This is a genomic window from Streptomyces sp. NPDC056628, from assembly GCF_042792555.1.
In the GTDB taxonomy this organism is placed as follows: Bacteria; Actinomycetota; Actinomycetes; order Streptomycetales; family Streptomycetaceae; genus Streptomyces.
The window spans coordinates 173,394-188,938 of sequence record NZ_JBHTWG010000011.1 but is presented as its reverse complement, the minus strand read 5'-3'; the positions used below and the strand labels follow the sequence as shown (position 1 = coordinate 188,938).

Below are 15,545 nucleotides of genomic sequence, written 5' to 3'. Positions count from 1 at the left end.
GACGCTCGCCCTGGCGACGACCGCGGGCAGCGTCCCGGGTTCCGTCGCGACGACCGGCCGGGCGCACCGCGCCGTGACGACCGGGACCGGGACCGTGGTTTCCGTCGTGACGGGGACCGTCCGTCCTACCGTCGTGACGACCGGCGTGACGATCGCCGCGATGACAACCGCGGCGGGGGCAGCAGCAGTAGCGGCGGCGGCTACGGCCGGCGTGACGACCGTCGCGATGATCGCCGTGACGACCGCAGGGACGCTCGCCCTGGCGACGACCGCGGGCAGCGTCCCGGGTTCCGTCGCGACGACCGGCCGGGCGCACCGCGCCGTGACGACCGGGACCGGGACCGCGGCTTTCGCCGGGATGACGACCGGGACCGTGGGTTCCGGCGTGACGACCGGGGCGACCGTGCCGACCGTGGCGGCGACCGGGACCGCGGCTTCCGCAGGGACGACCGCCGTGACGGCGATCGTGGCGGCGATCGTGGCGGGTTCCGCCGCGACGACCGCGACCGTGGGTTCCGGCGCGACGACCGCAGGGACGACCGGGGTGGCGACCGCGATCGCGGCTTCCGTCGTGACGAAAGCCGCGATGACCGTCGTGACGACCGACGCGACGGTGAGCGGGCTGGCTTCCGTCGTGACGACCGCCGTGACGATCGACGCGACGGTGAGCGGGCTGGCTTCCGCCGTGATGACCGTCGGGACGACCGCCGCGATGACCGCCGTGACGACCGCGGTGGGTTCCGTGGGCGGGACGACCGGGGTGGGCGTGGGCCTCGCCAGGACGACCGCGGGGGCCGCCCCGGAGGGTTCCGTGGGCGGGACGACCGTAGGGACGACCGGCGCGACGACCGCAGGGACGACCGGCGGGGCGGTGGGCGCTTCCGTGACGAGCGGGACCGTGACCGTGAGCCGATCAAGCGGCTGCCGATCCCCGAGGACGTCACGGGCGACGAGATCGACAAGGACGTGCGGCAGGAGCTCCAGAGCCTGCCGAAGACGCTCGCGGAGGACGTGGCCCGCAACCTGGTGATGGTCGCGCGGCTGATCGACGAGGACCCCGAGGGCGCGTACGGCTACTCGCGGGTCGCGCTGCGGCTGGCGTCGCGCGTGGCGGCCGTTCGGGAGGCGGCGGGCTTCGCGGCGTACGCCAACCAGAAGTACGCGGAGGCGCTGGCGGAGTTCCGTGCCGCGCGGCGGATGACCGGCACCGTGGAGCTGTGGCCGCTCATGGCCGACTGCGAGCGTGGGCTCGGGCGTCCGGAGAAGGCGCTGGACATGGCCGGTGCGCCCGAGGTGCACAAGCTCGACAAGGCCGGCCAGGTGGAGATGCGGCTGGTCGCGGCCGGCGCCCGGCGTGACATGGGGCAGCTCGACGCGGCGATCGTGACGCTGCAGAGCCCGGAGCTCGCGTCCAACTCCGTCCAGCCGTGGACGGCGCGACTGCGGTACGCGTACGCGGACGCGCTGCTCGCCGCCGGGCGGCAGGGCGAGGCGCGGGAGTGGTTCGCCAAGGCCGTGGAGGCCGACAAGGACGGCAGCACGGATGCCTCGGACCGGCTCGCGGAGCTGGACGGTGTCGAGTTCGTCGACGCCATCGACGAGTCGGAGGACGAGGGCGACGGCGGTGACGCGGCGACGCCGGCGGACGACGAGTGAGTGACGTGTGAGGAGGGGCGGGATCCCGGCTGGGGTCCCGCCCCTTCGACGTTCTCAGACGTCCAGGGCGCGCAGCACCAGGCCCGAGGCCGGTTTCGGGCCGAACGACGTCGACTTGCGCGGCATCGTCACGCCCTGGCGGGCGAGGTCGCGGACGACGTCCTCGCGGACCGGGTGCATCAGCACCGCCGTACCGCCGTCGCGTTCCGCCTTGCGCACGGTGGCGGCCGTGTCGTGGATGTAGGCGATGCGGGCCGGGTCGTCCTCGGCGATCCGCCAGACGTGGGCGAGGAGCGTGGCGTGCAGGACGGTGGCGTCCAGGGTGCGCCAGGCCGCCGGGTGTTCGGCGGGGACCGTGCGGTCGAGCAGGGCGGTGTCCGGCCGGTCGACGAGATGGAAGGCGCCGTCCCCGGCGAGCAGGTAGGCGTTGCCCTCCCGGGCCGCGTCGGCCAGGTGCTCCAGCGCCCCGGCGAGGGGCGCGTCGAGGCGGCGTACGCGGAAGTGGCCGTCGAGCGCGGCCAGGGCGTCGGCCGGCGCCAGGTCGTGCAGAAGACGGTGGATGGCCCTCACCCGCAGGGGGTAGCGGGCCGTGTCGACCAGGAGGACGAGGCCGTGGTCCCAGGGGCTGGGGGAGGGGTGCTCGTCCCGCAGTCGCAGGTAGGTGGCCCAGCGGTGGTGGCCGTCGGCGATCAGGGCCTGCCGGCGGGCCAGGTCGGAGCGCACGTGGGCCAGGTCGGCGGGGTCGGTGAGCGCCCACAGGCGGTGGCGGTGGCCGTCCTCCGTGGTGGTGGCGAACAGGGGCGACCGGGCGGCCGTGCGCTCGATGACCGCGGTGGTGTCGGTCTCCGTGCCGTCGCCGCGGTAGGTGAGCAGCAGGGGTTCGAGGTTCGCCGAGGTGGCGCGCATCAGGGCGGCGCGGTCGGCGACGACGTGCGGCATGACGTCCTCGTGCGGCAGGACGAGCCCCTCGGACGGTTCCGACAGGCGCAGCGCGCCGATGACGCCGCGTTGGAGCATGCCGTCGTCGGAGCGCTGCTCGTACACGTACAGGGCGGGTTCGGGGTCGGCCCTGAGGATGCCTTCGGACAGCCAGTGACGCAGCGTCTTCGCGGCCTGCTCGTTGCGGGCGACGGGGCTCTCGGCCTGCGGCAGGATGAGGCGGACGATGTTGAACGGGTCCGCGTCCTGGAGGTGGTGCAGGCCGTCGGGCCGTACGACGACGTCGTACGGCGGCGATGTCACGGCCGCCAGACCGCCGACCCGGTCGGGGTCGTAGCGAAGGCCGCGGAACGGGGTGAGTTCCAGGCCGGGGCCCGCCGGTGGTTCCGGGTGACCTGCTGTGTTCATCCCGGCATCGTACGGGTGTCGGTGGCATGGGGGATGATCGGGGGAAAGCCGTCGAACGAGGAGCGATGCGGGATGAGCCAGAGCGTCAGGACGAGGCCCGAGGGCAGTGGCCAGGTGCTGAGCGAGGCGTACGACACGGCGCTGCTCGATCTCGACGGGGTGGTGTACGCCGGGGGTGACGCGATCGCGCACGCCGTGGACTCGCTCGCGGCGGCCAGGGCGGGCGGGATGCACCTGGCGTACGTCACGAACAACGCGCTGCGCACCCCGGACGCCGTGGCGGCGCATCTGACGGAGCTGGGCATACCGACCGGCGCGGACGACGTGATCAACTCCGCGCAGGCCGTCGCGCGGCTGATCAGCGAGCAGGTGCCGGAGGGTGCCCGGGTGCTGGTGATCGGCGGGGAGGGGCTGCGGGTGGCGCTGCGCGAGCGCGGTCTCGTGCCGGTCGACTCGGCGGACGACGACCCGGCGGCGGTGGCGCAGGGGTACGGAGGGCCCGAGTTGCCGTGGGGCCGCTTCGCGGAGGCGAGCTACGCGATCGCGCGCGGTGTGCCGTGGTTCGCGTCGAACACGGATCTGACGATCCCGAGCGCGCGCGGGATCGCCCCGGGCAATGGCGCGGCGGTGGAGGTCGTGCGGATCGCCACCGGTGCGGAGCCGCAGGTGGCGGGCAAGCCGCTGCCCCCGATGCACCGGGAGACCGTGCTGCGGACGGGTGCCGTGCGGCCCCTGGTGGTCGGGGACCGGCTGGACACGGACATCGAGGGCGCGTTCAACGGCGGGGTGGACTCGCTGCTCGTGCTGACCGGTGTCACGGACGGCGCCCAGCTGCTCGCCGCGCCGCCGCAGCACCGGCCGACGTATGTGGACGCGGACCTGCGGGGGCTGCTCACCGAGCAGCCGGAGGTCACCGCGGAGGGGGACGGGTTCCGGTGCGGCGGCTGGACGGCCTCGGCGCGCGGCGAGCGGCTGGACCTCGACGGGGACGGCGCGGCCATGGACGGGCTGCGCGCCCTGTGCGCCGCCGCCTGGGCGTGGGCCGGGGACGGCGCCTGCACGCTCGACGCGCAGAAGGCGCTGGCGCGGCTGGGGCTGTGACGCCGTGGAGGATCCTCGCCGTCCGGGAGACCATCATCGCCGATTGGCAGGCTAGGCTAACCTAACTGCGTGTTGGTCGACAGTCCTCCCCAAGAGCGCGCCCGGTCGGTGCCCGTGGCACCGGGCCGACGGGCGGTGCGTGCCGTCGGGTTGCCGGTCTCCGTCCTGATCCTGGTGGCCGTCGTGCTGACGAGCATCGCCGTCGGGGCGAAACAGCTGTCGCCGGGCGAGGTCTGGCACGGCCTGTTCGCGAGCACGGGCACCTATGCCGACGTCGTCGTCGACGACCGGATCTCGCGTACGTTCCTCGGGGTGCTCGCGGGGGCCGCGCTCGGGCTGGCGGGGGCCGTTCTGCAGGCCCTCACCCGCAACCCGCTGGCCGATCCGGGGCTGCTCGGCATCAACGCGGGGGCGTCCGCCGCGGTCGTCACGGCCATCACCTTTCTCGGCGTCACGAGCCTGAGCGGCTATGTGTGGTTCGCGTTCGCCGGCGCGGCGGCGGTCGGGGCGTTGGTCTGGTTCCTCGGCGGCAGCCGGGGTGCCACCCCTGTGCGGCTCGCGCTCGCGGGGACGGCGATCAGCGCCGCCCTGTACGGCTATCTGCAAGCCGTGATGATCTTGGACAGTGCGGCGCTGAACAGGATGCGCTTCTGGACGGTGGGTTCGCTGACCTCGGCGACGGACTCGACCATCCGGCAGGTCCTGCCGTTCCTCGTCGTCGGCATGGTCCTCGCGCTGGGCCTGGCCCGGCCGCTCAACGCGATGGAGATGGGCGACGACACCGCTCGGGCCCTCGGCGCCCGTCTGAACCGGACCAGGGTGCTGTCGATGCTCACGGCCACCGTGCTGTGCGGTGCGGCGACCGCCGCCTGCGGGCCGATCGTGTTCGTCGGGCTGATGGTGCCGCACGTGGTGCGTTCCTTCACCGGCCCGGACCTGCGCTGGATCCTGCCGTACGCGGCCGTCCTGTCGCCCGTGCTGCTGCTCGGCGCCGATGTGATCGGCCGGATCGTCGCGCGGCCGTCGGAGCTCCAGGTCGGCATCGTCACCGCGATCCTCGGCGGACCGGTCTTCATCTTTCTCGTACGACGGCGGAGGACGGCCCAGCTGTGAGCACCGCATCGAAGCAGGCGCCGCGCGCCGAGGAGGGAACCCCGGCCGAGCTCCGTCGCGCCGCGCGCGCCGTGCGGACCCCGGGCGGGCTCTCCGTCCGGCTGGACGTGCGGGCGCTGACCGTGGTCGTCGTCCTGCTGGCCGCCGCGCTGGGCGCGAGCGTCCTGCTGATCGGCACCGGCGAGTTCCCGATCACCACACGGGACGTCATCAGGACCCTGCTCGGCGACGGCAACCCGGGGCAGGAACTGGTCGTCACCGACATGCGGCTGCCGCGGGTCCTGGTCGCCCTGCTGGTCGGCGCCTCGCTGGGACTGGGCGGGGCGCTGTTCCAGGCGCTGTCCCGCAACCCGCTGGGCAGCCCCGACATCCTCGGGCTCAGCCAGGGCGCCACGGCCGGGGCGCTCGTGGTGATCGTGCTGGTCTCCGGGGACGCCCGCCAGGTGACCGTCGGCGCCCTCGTCGGCGGTCTCGCGACCGGGCTGGCGATCTATCTGCTCGCCTGGAAGCGGGGCGTGCACGGCTACCGGCTGGTCCTGGTCGGCATCGGCATGTCGGCGATCATGACGGCGGTCAACGGCTATCTGCTGACCAAGGCCGACATGGTCGACGCGGCCCGCGCGGTGGTCTGGATGACCGGATCGCTCAGCGGCCGGGACTGGGAGCAGGTATGGCCGCTGCTCGGCCTGTGCGCGGTGCTCGTCCCGCTCGTCCTCGGCAACGGGCGCGCGCTGCGGATGATGGAGATGGGCGACGACGTGTCGTACGCCCTCGGGGTACGGGTCGAGCGGGTCCGGCTGCTGCTGATGCTGGCCGCCGTACTGCTCACCGCGGCCGCCACCGCCGCAGCCGGCCCGGTCAGCTTCGTGGCACTGACCGCCCCGCAGCTGGCCCGGCGCCTGACCCGCTCGCCCGGCCCGAACCTGCTGCCCTCGCTGTGCATGGGCGCCACCCTCCTGGTCACCGCCGACTGGACCTCCCAGCGGGTCTTCGGCGCGGACCAGCTGCCGGTGGGCGTGGTGACGGGCGTGCTCGGCGGCGTGTATCTGCTGTGGCTGCTGGTCACCGAGCGCAGGGCGGGCCGGATATGAGCGCCGGCAGCGAGGCGACCCACGGGCCGAACAACCGAAGGAGCACAGTGAACCGCCTGTCCGCCGACAACGTCACCCTCGCCTACGACCAGCGGGTCATCGCGGAGCAGCTGTCGGTGGAGATACCCGACCGCTCCTTCACCGTGATCGTGGGCCCCAACGCGTGCGGCAAGTCCACGCTGCTGCGCGCCCTGTCGCGGATGCTCAAGCCGGCCGAGGGGCGGGTGCTGCTGGACGGCAAGGCGATCCAGTCGATGCCGCCGAAGAAGGTCGCGCGCATCCTGGGCCTGCTGCCGCAGTCCTCGATCGCGCCCGACGGCATCACGGTCGCCGACCTCGTGGGCCGCGGCCGATACCCGCACCAGGGCATCCTGCGCCAGTGGTCGGCCGAGGACGAGCGGGTCGTCCGGGAGTCCATGGAGCAGACCGGGGTGGCCGAGCTCGCGGACCGGTATGTCGACGAGCTGTCCGGCGGGCAGCGCCAGCGGGTGTGGATCGCCATGGCGCTGGCCCAGCAGACGCCGCTGCTGCTGCTCGACGAGCCGACGACCTATCTGGACATCCAGCACCAGATCGATGTGCTGGACCTGTGCGCGGAGCTGCACGAGGAGCAGGGCCGCACCCTCGTCGCCGTGCTGCACGACCTCAACCACGCGGCCCGGTACGCCACCCACCTCATCGCTCTGCGGGACGGGCGGGTCGTCGCCGAGGGCGCTCCGGGGGACGTCGTGACGGCCGCTCTGGTCGAGGAGGTCTTCGGGCTGCGCTGTCAGGTCATCGACGACCCGGAGACGGGCACGCCGCTGGTGGTGCCGGCGGCCCGCAGGGCCCGCGCGAAGGCGTCCGTCACAGGAGCTTCCTGAGCAGCAGCAGATCGCGGACGTCCGCGTGCAGCCTGACCCGGCCCGCACCCCAGGCCCTGGCGAAGTGCAGTTCGCCGGCGACCAGGGCGACCAGGTCGTCGCCGGTCATGCTCAGGCGGATCTGCGCCTTGTCGCGGGGCGGGCCCTGGAGGGTGTGGTCGACGTGGATCAGGCCGCCGGTCATCCGGCCGGTGAACGTCACGTCCAGGTCGGTGATGTGGCAGCTCACCGAGCGGTCCAGGGCGGTCGCGGCGCGGGCGTCCCCCTCGGCACGCTGCATGGACTCCGAGAGCTTCTCGAGTGCGGCACGGCACTCCTCGATCGTGGCCATCGGGATCGACGGTACCCCAGCGGTTCGCGGTAGCGTCTGGGCATGAGCGACTCTGTGCCCGAGGCCACGACACCGGTCGACGAGGCGGTCGTGGAGTCCGTGCCCGCCGTGCCCGCCGTGGAGCCGGACGGCCCGGTCGGACCGGAGCACGACCCGGCGGCCCCCGCCCCGCTGGACGTCCCGCGCGTCCCCACCGGGAACGCGGACGTGGACGCCTGGCTGGAGCGGCTGGGTGACGCCGACCACCTGGCGACCGACGGGCACCTCGAGGTGTACGAGGATGTACACCGAGGGCTGCGCGACGCGCTCACCGCGCTCGACGCCCGCCCGGGACCCCCGGCGCCCTCTCCGCCGTACCGAAACAGGAGCTGAACCGAACGTGGCAGGAGTCGCACGCCGCCGTCTGGACGCGGAGCTGGTCCGCCGCAAGCTGGCGCGCTCGCGCGAGCACGCCGGCCAGCTGATCGCGGCCGGGCGGGTCACCGTCGGCAAGACCGTGGCGATCAAGCCCGCCACCCAGGTCGAGACCGCGGCCGCCATCGTCGTGCGGGCCGACGACAGCGACCCCGACTACGTCTCCCGCGGCGGGCACAAGCTGGCGGGCGCGCTGGCGGCGTTCGTGCCGGAGGGGCTCGTCGTGGAGGGCCGGCGCGCCCTGGACGCCGGCGCGTCCACGGGCGGTTTCACGGACGTCCTGCTGCGGGCGGGCGCCGCGCACGTCGTCGCCGTGGACGTCGGATACGGACAACTCGCCTGGACTCTGCAGAGCGATGAACGTGTCACCGTCAAGGACCGTACGAACGTACGCGAGTTGACGCTCGATGCGATCGATGGGGAGCCTGTGGATCTTGTCGTCGGAGATCTGTCCTTCATCCCGCTCGGTCTGGTGCTGCCCGCCCTGGTGCGGTGCGTGAAGCCGGACGCCGATCTGGTGATGATGGTCAAGCCGCAGTTCGAGGTGGGGAAGGAACGGCTGGGCAGTGGGGGAGTCGTACGGAGTCCGCAGCTGCGGGCGGAGGCCGTGCGGACGGTGGCCGGGAAGGCCTGGGGGCTCGGGCTCGGGGTGAACGGGGTCACCGCCAGTCCGTTGCCGGGACCGTCCGGGAACGTGGAGTACTTTCTGTGGCTGCGTGCCGGGGCGCCCGCTCCGGACCCGGCCGACATCGACCGTGCAGTGGCGGAGGGGCCGCGTTGACACCGAACCGAGCTCGTACTGTTTTCCTGCTCGCCCACACCGGGCGGCCCGCGGCCATCCGCAGCGCCGAACTCGTGGTCGGCGGCCTGCTGCGCTCGGGGATCGGCGTGCGGGTGCTGGAGGCCGAGGCGGAGGACCTGCCGCTGCCGGACGAGGTGGAACTCGTCAAGGAGGCGACCCCGCAGTGCCTCGACGGCTGCGAGCTGCTCATCGTCCTCGGCGGTGACGGGACGCTGCTGCGCGGCGCCGAGTTCGCGCGGGCGTCCGGCGTGCCGATGCTGGGCGTCAACCTGGGGCGGGTCGGCTTCCTCGCGGAGGCCGAGCGTGACGACCTGGACAAGGTCGTCGACCGGGTCGTCAGCAAGGCGTACGAGGTCGAGGAGCGGATGACCGTCGACGTCGTCGTGCACAAGAACGGCGACATCGTGCACACCGACTGGGCCCTGAACGAGGCGGCCGTGCAGAAGGTCTCCGCCGAGAAGCTGCTCGAGGTCGTGCTGGAGATCGACGGGCGGCCGGTCACCGGGTTCGGCTGCGACGGCATCGTGCTGTCGACGCCGACCGGGTCGACGGCGTACGCCTTCTCGGCCGGCGGGCCCGTGGTGTGGCCGGAGGTCGAGGCGCTGCTGATGGTGCCGATCAGCGCGCACGCCCTGTTCGCGAAGCCGCTGGTGACCTCGCCGGACTCGGTGCTCGCCGTGGAGGTGCTGCCGCACATCCCGCCGGGGGTGCTGTGGTGCGACGGGCGGCGGACCGTGGAACTGCCACCGGGGGCGCGGGTCGAGGTGCGGCGCGGAGCGGTGCCGGTACGGCTGGCCCGGCTGCATCACGCGTCCTTCACGGACCGGCTGGTGGCGAAGTTCGCGCTGCCCGTCTCCGGGTGGCGTGGGGCGCCCCACTAGGAGTTTCCCGCCGATCACGCCGGACGCCGGACGGCGGGCGGGGGCGTCGCGGACACGACCCGGGGACCTGGGAAAAGGCCACCCGCCCGGGTGACAAGGTGGGGTCCGTACCCATTCGTCACCTGGACCTTCACACGACTGGGACCGGGGCCCGTCGCATCCCCGGCCCCGGACCTCGTAAGGTCGTGTCCGTGTTGGAGGAGATGCGGATACGGTCGCTCGGAGTCATCGACGACGCGGTGGTCGAGCTGTCGCCCGGATTCACCGCCGTCACGGGTGAGACGGGCGCGGGCAAGACCATGGTCGTCACGAGCCTCGGGCTGCTGCTCGGAGGGCGAGCGGACCCGGCGCTGGTGCGGATCGGGGCCGAGAAGGCGGTCGTGGAGGGACGGATCACCGTTCCCCCGGACGCGTCGGCCGCCGTACGGGCCGAGGAGGCAGGCGCCGAGCTCGACGACGGCGCGCTGCTCATCAGCCGTACCGTTTCCGCCGAAGGGCGGTCCCGCGCGTACCTCGGCGGGCGCAGCGTCCCCGTGGGGATGCTGGCCGAGCTCGCCGACGAGCTGGTGGCCGTGCACGGGCAGACCGACCAGCAGGGTCTGCTGAAGCTGACCCGGCAGCGGCAGGCGCTCGACCGGTACGCGGGGGACGCCGTCGCCGTGCCGCTCGCCAAGTACGGCGAGGCGTACCGGCGGCTGCGGGCGGTCTCCACGGAGCTGGAGGAGATCGTCACGCGCGCGCGGGAGCGCGCCCAGGAGGCCGACCTGCTGCGGTTCGGGCTCGACGAGATCGCCGCGGTCGAGCCGCGGGCCGGTGAGGACGTCGAGCTCGCCGAGGAGGCCGAGCGGCTCGGGCACGCCGAGGCGCTGTCGTCGGCCGCCACGGCCGCGCACGCCGCCCTCGCGGGCAATCCGGAGGACCCCGAGGGCATCGACGCGGCGACGCTCGTCGCGGGCGCCCAGCGGGCCCTGGAAGCCGTCCGGTCGCACGACCCGGCGCTGTCCGCGCTGGCCGACCGGATCGGGGAGATCGGCATCCTGCTCGGCGACGTCGCCGGGGAGCTGGCCGGGTACGCCGACGACCTGGACGCCGATCCGCTGCGGCTGGCGGCCGTCGAGGAACGGCGGGCCGCGCTGACCGGGCTGACCCGCAAGTACGGCGAGGACGTCGCCGCCGTGCTCGCCTGGGCCGAGGAGAGCGGCCGGCGGCTGACCGAGCTGGACGGCGACGACGAGCGCATCGAGGAGCTGACCGCGGAGCGCGACGCGCTCCGCGCCGAGCTGGGCGGGCTCGCCCAGGCCCTGACCGACGCGCGCGCGGAGGCCGCGGAGCGGTTCGCGGCGGCCGTGACCGCCGAGCTGGCCTCGCTCGCCATGCCGCACGCGCGCGTGTCGTTCGCGATCCGGCAGACCGAGGACCCGGAGGGCGTGGAGGTCGGCGGGCGCACCGTCGCCTACGGCCCGTCCGGCGCGGACGAGGTCGAGCTGCTGCTCGCCCCGCACCCCGGGGCGCCGGCGCGCCCGATCGCCAAGGGCGCCTCCGGCGGTGAGCTCTCGCGTGTGATGCTCGCCGTCGAGGTGGTCTTCGCCGGCACCGACCCGGTGCCGACCTACCTCTTCGACGAGGTCGACGCGGGCGTCGGCGGCAAGGCCGCCGTGGAGATCGGGCGCAGGCTGGCCCGGCTGGCCAAGTCCGCCCAGGTGGTCGTCGTGACCCATCTGCCGCAGGTCGCCGCGTTCGCCGACCGGCAGCTGCTGGTGGAGAAGACCAACGACGGGTCCGTCACCCGGTCCGGTGTGAAGGTCCTGGAGGGCGAGGAGCGCATCAGGGAGCTGTCCCGGATGCTCGCCGGCCAGGAGGACTCGGAGGCGGCCCGGGCGCACGCCGAGGAACTGCTGGAGACGGCCCGCGCGGACGTGTAGGGAGTCAGGGCCCGGCGGGGGCGTTGTCAGTGGTGCCGCCTAGGCTGGCCGGATGATCGAACGCGCCCGCCGGGTCACCTCCTTCGCCCTCTCCGCGGTCCTCACCCGGGCCGTCGGTGGCGTGCTGCGCGCCAAGTCCCCCGGTGGGCCGGGCCGTTGGGAGCGGAAGAACTACGCGGGCCGGACCGTGACGCTGCACGCCGGGCCGGCCTGCGCGTTCGCCACCGCGCTGGGAACCGCGCGTGTGTCGCCCGCCGCCGGATTCGCCGTGGCCGTCGCCGGGGCCTGCGGCGCCTACGACGACATCGCGGGGGCCGGTGACTCCAGGCGGGGTTTCCGCGCCCATCTGTCCGCCCTGCGGGACGGCGAAGTCACCAGCGGTCTCGTCAAGTTGGCCGGGATCTCGGCGGCCGGGCTCGTCGCGGGCGCCGTCCTCAAGGAGCGGCCTCTGGACAGGCTGCTCGCGGGCGTGGTCATCGCCGGGGCCGCCCACGCGGTGAACCTGGTCGACGTACGGCCGGGGCGGGCCGCCCTGGGTGTGCTGGCGCTCGGAGCGCCGGGGCTGCTGCGCGCCGGGCCGGGTGCCCGGATCGCCGCCGCCGCCATGGGGGCCGTCGCCCCCGTGCTCGCCGACGACCTGGCGGAGCGGACGATGATCGGCGACACCGGTGCCCACGCGCTGGGCGCGGCCCTCGGCGCCGCCGTCGTCGCGGGCAACGGCCGTACCGGACTGGCCGTCCACGCCGCCGCCGTGGTCGCGGCGGCCGTGTACGGCGACACGGTGAGCGCCGTCGCGGGCGGGGCGGGCCCGGTCTGAGACGGCGTCGGCACCGGACGGGCGCGCGGCGGGGCGCGGGGGCGCGATCGCAGGAGAGGGCCGATCCGGCGCACGGGATCACGGCGGGTGCCGAAAAGCGCACCACGCGCGCGTGTTCGTGGACCGTCCGCCATGCGCCTCACTCGTGCAGGTGACCCGCCGTGCCGCGTTGCCCGGCCACCTCCCTCCCACCGGTCCCGGAACGGCCCCGCGTCCTGGCATCCTTGGCGTAAACATGTCGTACGCGTAGGGATTCAGGCGTACACCCCCTCCGCCCGATCCTTCTGTACGTTCTTCGTGACTGCCCGACCCGAAGCAGGAGACTTGGCCACGTGACCCCCGTGAGCAGCCACTCACCGCACGGCCAGTCGTCGCTGCGCACCGTGCAGGTACTGGGCGGCGGCAACGCCGGCAGTAGCGCGCATGTGCGATCGCTGTCCTCGGGGCTGGTCGCGCGGGGCGTGCGGGTCACCGTATGCGCCCCCCTCGAAGCCGATCACCTCTACGACTTCCAGGGCGCCGGAGCCGAACACGCGCACGTGCCCCGCAGCAGCGACCCCGCCTCGGTGGCCGCCCTGCGCGCCGCGTGCGCCGACGCCGACCTGGTGCACGCGCATGGTCTGCACGCCTCCTTCCGCAGCGTCCTCGCGCTGAGCGGCCGGCGTACGCCGCTCGTCGTCACCTGGCACGACCGGGCCCACGCCGAGGGCGCCCGGGCGCATCTCGTCCGGCTGCTGGAGCGACGGGTCGTCAGGAACGCCTCCGTGGTGCTCGGCACCACCTCCGCCCTGGTCGAGAGGGCCCGCCGCACCGGCGCGCGCGACGCCCGGCTCGCCGCGGTCGCCCTGCCCCGGCCGCGCCGGGCGGCCGCCGAGCGCGACGACCCCGACCGGCTCACCGCCAAGGCCCGCGCCGAACTCGGCGCCACCGGACGCCCGTTGCTGATCGCGGTCGGCGCCCTCGAACGGCACCGCGGGTACGACGTGCTGCTGGACGCCGCGCGCGCCTGGCGGGCCCTCGATCCCGCGCCGCTCGTCGTGATCGCTGGGGAGGGACCGCTGCGGGCCGCGCTCCAGCAGCGGATCGAGGAGGAGGCCCTGCCCGTACGCCTCCTCGGGCGCCGCGACGACGTCACCGACCTGCTGGCCGCCGCCGACATCGCGCTGCTGCCCAGCCGTTGGGAGGCGCGGTCCGTCCTCGCCCAGGAGGCACTTCACGCGCGCGTGCCGCTCGTCGCCACCGGGGCCGGCGGCGTGCCCGAACTCGTCGGCGACGCCGCCGAACTCGTCCCGTACGGCGACGCGCACGCCCTCGCCGCCGCCGTCGTGCGGCTCCTCGGCGATCCCGCCCGGCGGGACCTGCTCAGGGAGCGCGGGGTGCGGCAGGCCGCGACCTGGCCGACCGAGGACGAGACCGTGGCCCAGGTCCTCAGCGTCTACGACGAGTTGACGCAGCCCCAGCCCATGATCTGAACCGCCCGGGCCTACGGCACGTACCGCCGCGCCCGCAGCGCGAGGCTCAACGCCAGCACCGTGTGCGGGTCGTCGAGGTCGGTGCCGAGCAACTCGCCGATGCGCGCGAGGCGGTTGTAGAGCGTCTGCCGGTTCAGATGCAGTTCGCGGGCCGTCTCCGCCTTGCGGCCCGCGTGCGCCAGGTACGTCTCCAGCGTGGGCAGCAGGGGCGGCCGGGACCGTTCGTCGTGCGCGCGCAGCGGGCCGATCGCCCGGTCCACGAACGCCGCCAGGCCGGGATGGTCGCGCAGCCGCCACAGCAACAGGTCGATGTCCAGCCGCCGGGCGTCGTACCAGGGCACGTCCGGCAGCCCCTGCGCGGCCGTCGCCGTCTCCGCCGCGTGCCGCAGTGACGCCGAGGCCGCCGGCCAGCCGCCCGCCTCCCCGACGACCACGACCGGCGGCGGCGCGCCCGGCCGCCGCATCCCGGCCCGCTCCGCGCCCGCCCGCAGCGCCGCCGCGACCCGGTCCGCCACCGCCGGCCGCTCCGACTCCGAGCGCAGCCCCAGCAGCAGCGGCACCCGGCCCTCCACCGGCCGCACGCCCAGCAGCACCGGCACCCCCACCGAGGCCAGCTCCTCGCCGACCGCGCGGGCCAGCACCGCCCAGCCGCCTCCGCTCTCCGCGCCGGGGCGGGACGCACCCCCGGGCGCCGCCAGCCCGTCGCCGAGCCGCATCACGACCGGCAGCAGCGGACCGGAACCCGGCTTGAAGCCCAGCACCCGGGCCTGCGCCGGGGCGTCCTCCGGGGTGACCCGGCCCTCCGCGAGATCGGTCAGGAAGTCGCCCCGCCCCCGGGCGGCCAGCTCCTCCTCCTGCCGCGCCTGCATCAGCACCACGGCCAGGATGCCCGCCGCGCGCTCCGCCGCGATCCGGTGCACCGGCGCCAGCGGCGCGCGCACCGGCAGCAGAACGAGCCGGGCGCGCACCGACCCGGTGCCCGCGCCGCCGCCGGGCACCTCGACCAGCACCGACCCGGCGGGCGGCGGCGCCTCCTTGTGCGGGCCGCGCAGGCCCTCCCACACCTGCAGCGGATCCGTGCCCTCGGGCCCGGCGCCCGCCGCGTACAGCAGCCGGCCGTCCGAGGTCTCCAGGAAGACCGGGTTGCCGGCGAAGTCGGCCAGGATGGCGAGCACCTGCGGCACCCCGCCCCCGCCGAGCAGCGCCTCCGTGCACCGGCGGTGCACCTCCTCCGCCCGCTGCAGCAGCGCGTAGTGGCCGTTGACGATCTCGGTGTGGATCTCCTCGGTGACCGTGACGAACGGCACCTCGCGATGGAGCTGGACCAGCGGCAGCCCCGCCGCGCGCGCCGTGTCGACCAGCGCGGCGGGCAGCCGGCTGAAGCGTGCGCCGAGTTCCACCACCAGGGCCGCGATGCCCCGGTCCGCCAGGGTGCGCACGAACGCCCGCTGGTCGGCGGGCCGGGTGCCGAGGCCGTAGCCCGTGGTCAGCAGCAGTTCCCCGCCCTTGAGCAGCGAGGCGATGTTGGGCACCTCGCCCGCGTGGACCCAGCGCACGGTGCGCCCCAGCCGGTCGCCGCCCGCGAGGACCTCGGGCAGCCCGCTGCGCAGTCCGGGCAGCTCCAGGGCCCGGCGCACGGTGATCCCGGCGCTGTGGGTGTCGAACGCGCTGTCCCTGCGGCTGTCCATAGCCGGACGCTACCCGCGGGCGCGCCCCGGCGGCACATCAGCACCCT

15 protein-coding genes are annotated in these 15,545 nt (G+C 74.6%); 12 read left to right on the top strand and 3 right to left on the bottom strand.

Annotated elements, in window-relative coordinates:
* Positions 1-133 precede the first annotated feature (133 nt).
* Both ACFRAC_RS17100 and ACFRAC_RS17095 read left to right on the top strand, forming a co-directional pair.
* Positions 134-1,030 carry a hypothetical protein gene (locus ACFRAC_RS17100; RefSeq protein ID WP_382924696.1) on the top strand — a complete coding sequence of 299 codons (897 nt, stop codon included), beginning with the start codon at positions 134-136 and terminating at the stop codon, positions 1,028-1,030.
* Positions 922-1,656, top strand: a complete 735-nt coding sequence (locus ACFRAC_RS17095; protein WP_382924695.1) for a hypothetical protein — start codon at positions 922-924, stop codon at positions 1,654-1,656. The genes ACFRAC_RS17100 and ACFRAC_RS17095 overlap by 109 nt, the downstream gene beginning before the upstream one ends.
* Before the next feature lie 54 nt (positions 1,657-1,710).
* On the opposite strand, the gene ACFRAC_RS17090 is transcribed toward ACFRAC_RS17095, so the two are convergent.
* Positions 1,711-3,003, bottom strand: coding sequence for a DUF1015 family protein (locus ACFRAC_RS17090; protein WP_382924688.1), 1,293 nt, complete (start codon positions 3,001-3,003; stop codon positions 1,711-1,713).
* A 72-nt stretch (positions 3,004-3,075) separates the two neighbouring features.
* Here ACFRAC_RS17090 and ACFRAC_RS17085 point away from each other — a divergent pair, with 72 nt between their 5' ends.
* From ACFRAC_RS17085 to ACFRAC_RS17070, 4 genes are all read left to right on the top strand, one after another.
* The gene (locus tag ACFRAC_RS17085; RefSeq protein ID WP_382924687.1) at positions 3,076-4,104 is read left to right on the top strand and encodes an HAD hydrolase-like protein; all 1,029 of its coding nucleotides are present in this window, start codon (positions 3,076-3,078) and stop codon (positions 4,102-4,104) included.
* Between the two features lie 69 nt (positions 4,105-4,173).
* Positions 4,174-5,217, top strand: a complete 1,044-nt coding sequence (locus ACFRAC_RS17080) for a FecCD family ABC transporter permease (protein ID WP_382924686.1) — start codon at positions 4,174-4,176, stop codon at positions 5,215-5,217.
* 71 nt (positions 5,218-5,288) lie between these two features.
* The gene (locus ACFRAC_RS17075; RefSeq protein ID WP_382924694.1) at positions 5,289-6,308 is read left to right on the top strand and encodes a FecCD family ABC transporter permease; all 1,020 of its coding nucleotides are present in this window, start codon (positions 5,289-5,291) and stop codon (positions 6,306-6,308) included.
* The gene (locus ACFRAC_RS17070; protein WP_382924685.1) at positions 6,305-7,171 is read left to right on the top strand and encodes an ABC transporter ATP-binding protein; all 867 of its coding nucleotides are present in this window, start codon (positions 6,305-6,307) and stop codon (positions 7,169-7,171) included. The genes ACFRAC_RS17075 and ACFRAC_RS17070 overlap by 4 nt, the downstream gene beginning before the upstream one ends.
* Here ACFRAC_RS17070 and ACFRAC_RS17065 read toward each other — a convergent pair.
* Complete coding sequence (locus tag ACFRAC_RS17065) at positions 7,155-7,502, bottom strand: sterol-binding protein (RefSeq protein WP_382924684.1); 348 nt, start codon at positions 7,500-7,502, stop codon at positions 7,155-7,157. The two genes, ACFRAC_RS17070 and ACFRAC_RS17065, sit on opposite strands and share 17 nt — an antisense overlap.
* 42 nt (positions 7,503-7,544) lie before the next feature.
* Here ACFRAC_RS17065 and ACFRAC_RS17060 point away from each other — a divergent pair, with 42 nt between their 5' ends.
* The 6 genes from ACFRAC_RS17060 (at position 7,545) to ACFRAC_RS17035 (ending at position 13,810) form a co-directional block, all read left to right on the top strand.
* Positions 7,545-7,874 (top strand): hypothetical protein, encoded by a 330-nt coding sequence (locus ACFRAC_RS17060; protein ID WP_382924683.1) that lies wholly within the window; start codon positions 7,545-7,547, stop codon positions 7,872-7,874.
* A gap of 7 nt (positions 7,875-7,881) precedes the next feature.
* On the top strand, positions 7,882-8,697 hold the full coding sequence (locus ACFRAC_RS17055) for a TlyA family RNA methyltransferase (RefSeq protein ID WP_382924682.1): 816 nt from the start codon (positions 7,882-7,884) through the stop codon (positions 8,695-8,697).
* Positions 8,694-9,599, top strand: a complete 906-nt coding sequence (locus tag ACFRAC_RS17050) for an NAD kinase (RefSeq protein WP_382924681.1) — start codon at positions 8,694-8,696, stop codon at positions 9,597-9,599. The genes ACFRAC_RS17055 and ACFRAC_RS17050 overlap by 4 nt, the downstream gene beginning before the upstream one ends.
* Positions 9,600-9,802: 203 nt before the next feature.
* Entirely contained in the window at positions 9,803-11,521 is a 1,719-nt protein-coding gene (recN, locus tag ACFRAC_RS17045) for a DNA repair protein RecN (RefSeq protein ID WP_382924693.1), read from the top strand.
* Positions 11,522-11,573: 52 nt separating this feature from the next.
* A complete protein-coding gene (locus ACFRAC_RS17040) occupies positions 11,574-12,338 on the top strand; it encodes a hypothetical protein (RefSeq protein ID WP_382924680.1) in 765 nt (254 codons plus the stop codon).
* Between the two features lie 332 nt (positions 12,339-12,670).
* Entirely contained in the window at positions 12,671-13,810 is a 1,140-nt protein-coding gene (locus tag ACFRAC_RS17035) for a glycosyltransferase family 4 protein (RefSeq protein WP_382924679.1), read from the top strand.
* Between the two features lie 11 nt (positions 13,811-13,821).
* Here the strand turns inward: ACFRAC_RS17035 and ACFRAC_RS17030 are convergent, their stop codons facing one another.
* The gene (locus ACFRAC_RS17030; RefSeq protein WP_382924678.1) at positions 13,822-15,498 is read right to left on the bottom strand and encodes a PucR family transcriptional regulator; all 1,677 of its coding nucleotides are present in this window, start codon (positions 15,496-15,498) and stop codon (positions 13,822-13,824) included.
* Positions 15,499-15,545 lie beyond the last annotated feature (47 nt).

Excerpts from the sequence above, each read along its gene's own strand:
- ACFRAC_RS17090 (WP_382924688.1), bottom strand. The coding sequence starts at position 3,003 with ATGAACACAGCAGGTCACCCGGAACCACCGGCGGGCCCCGGCCTGGAA.
- ACFRAC_RS17085 (WP_382924687.1), top strand. The coding sequence starts at position 3,076 with ATGAGCCAGAGCGTCAGGACGAGGCCCGAGGGCAGTGGCCAGGTGCTG.
- ACFRAC_RS17070 (WP_382924685.1), top strand. The coding sequence starts at position 6,305 with ATGAGCGCCGGCAGCGAGGCGACCCACGGGCCGAACAACCGAAGGAGC.
- ACFRAC_RS17065 (WP_382924684.1), bottom strand. The coding sequence starts at position 7,502 with ATGGCCACGATCGAGGAGTGCCGTGCCGCACTCGAGAAGCTCTCGGAG.
- ACFRAC_RS17060 (WP_382924683.1), top strand. The coding sequence starts at position 7,545 with ATGAGCGACTCTGTGCCCGAGGCCACGACACCGGTCGACGAGGCGGTC.
- recN (WP_382924693.1), top strand. The coding sequence starts at position 9,803 with ATGCGGATACGGTCGCTCGGAGTCATCGACGACGCGGTGGTCGAGCTG.
- ACFRAC_RS17040 (WP_382924680.1), top strand. The coding sequence starts at position 11,574 with ATGATCGAACGCGCCCGCCGGGTCACCTCCTTCGCCCTCTCCGCGGTC.
- ACFRAC_RS17030 (WP_382924678.1), bottom strand. The coding sequence starts at position 15,498 with ATGGACAGCCGCAGGGACAGCGCGTTCGACACCCACAGCGCCGGGATC.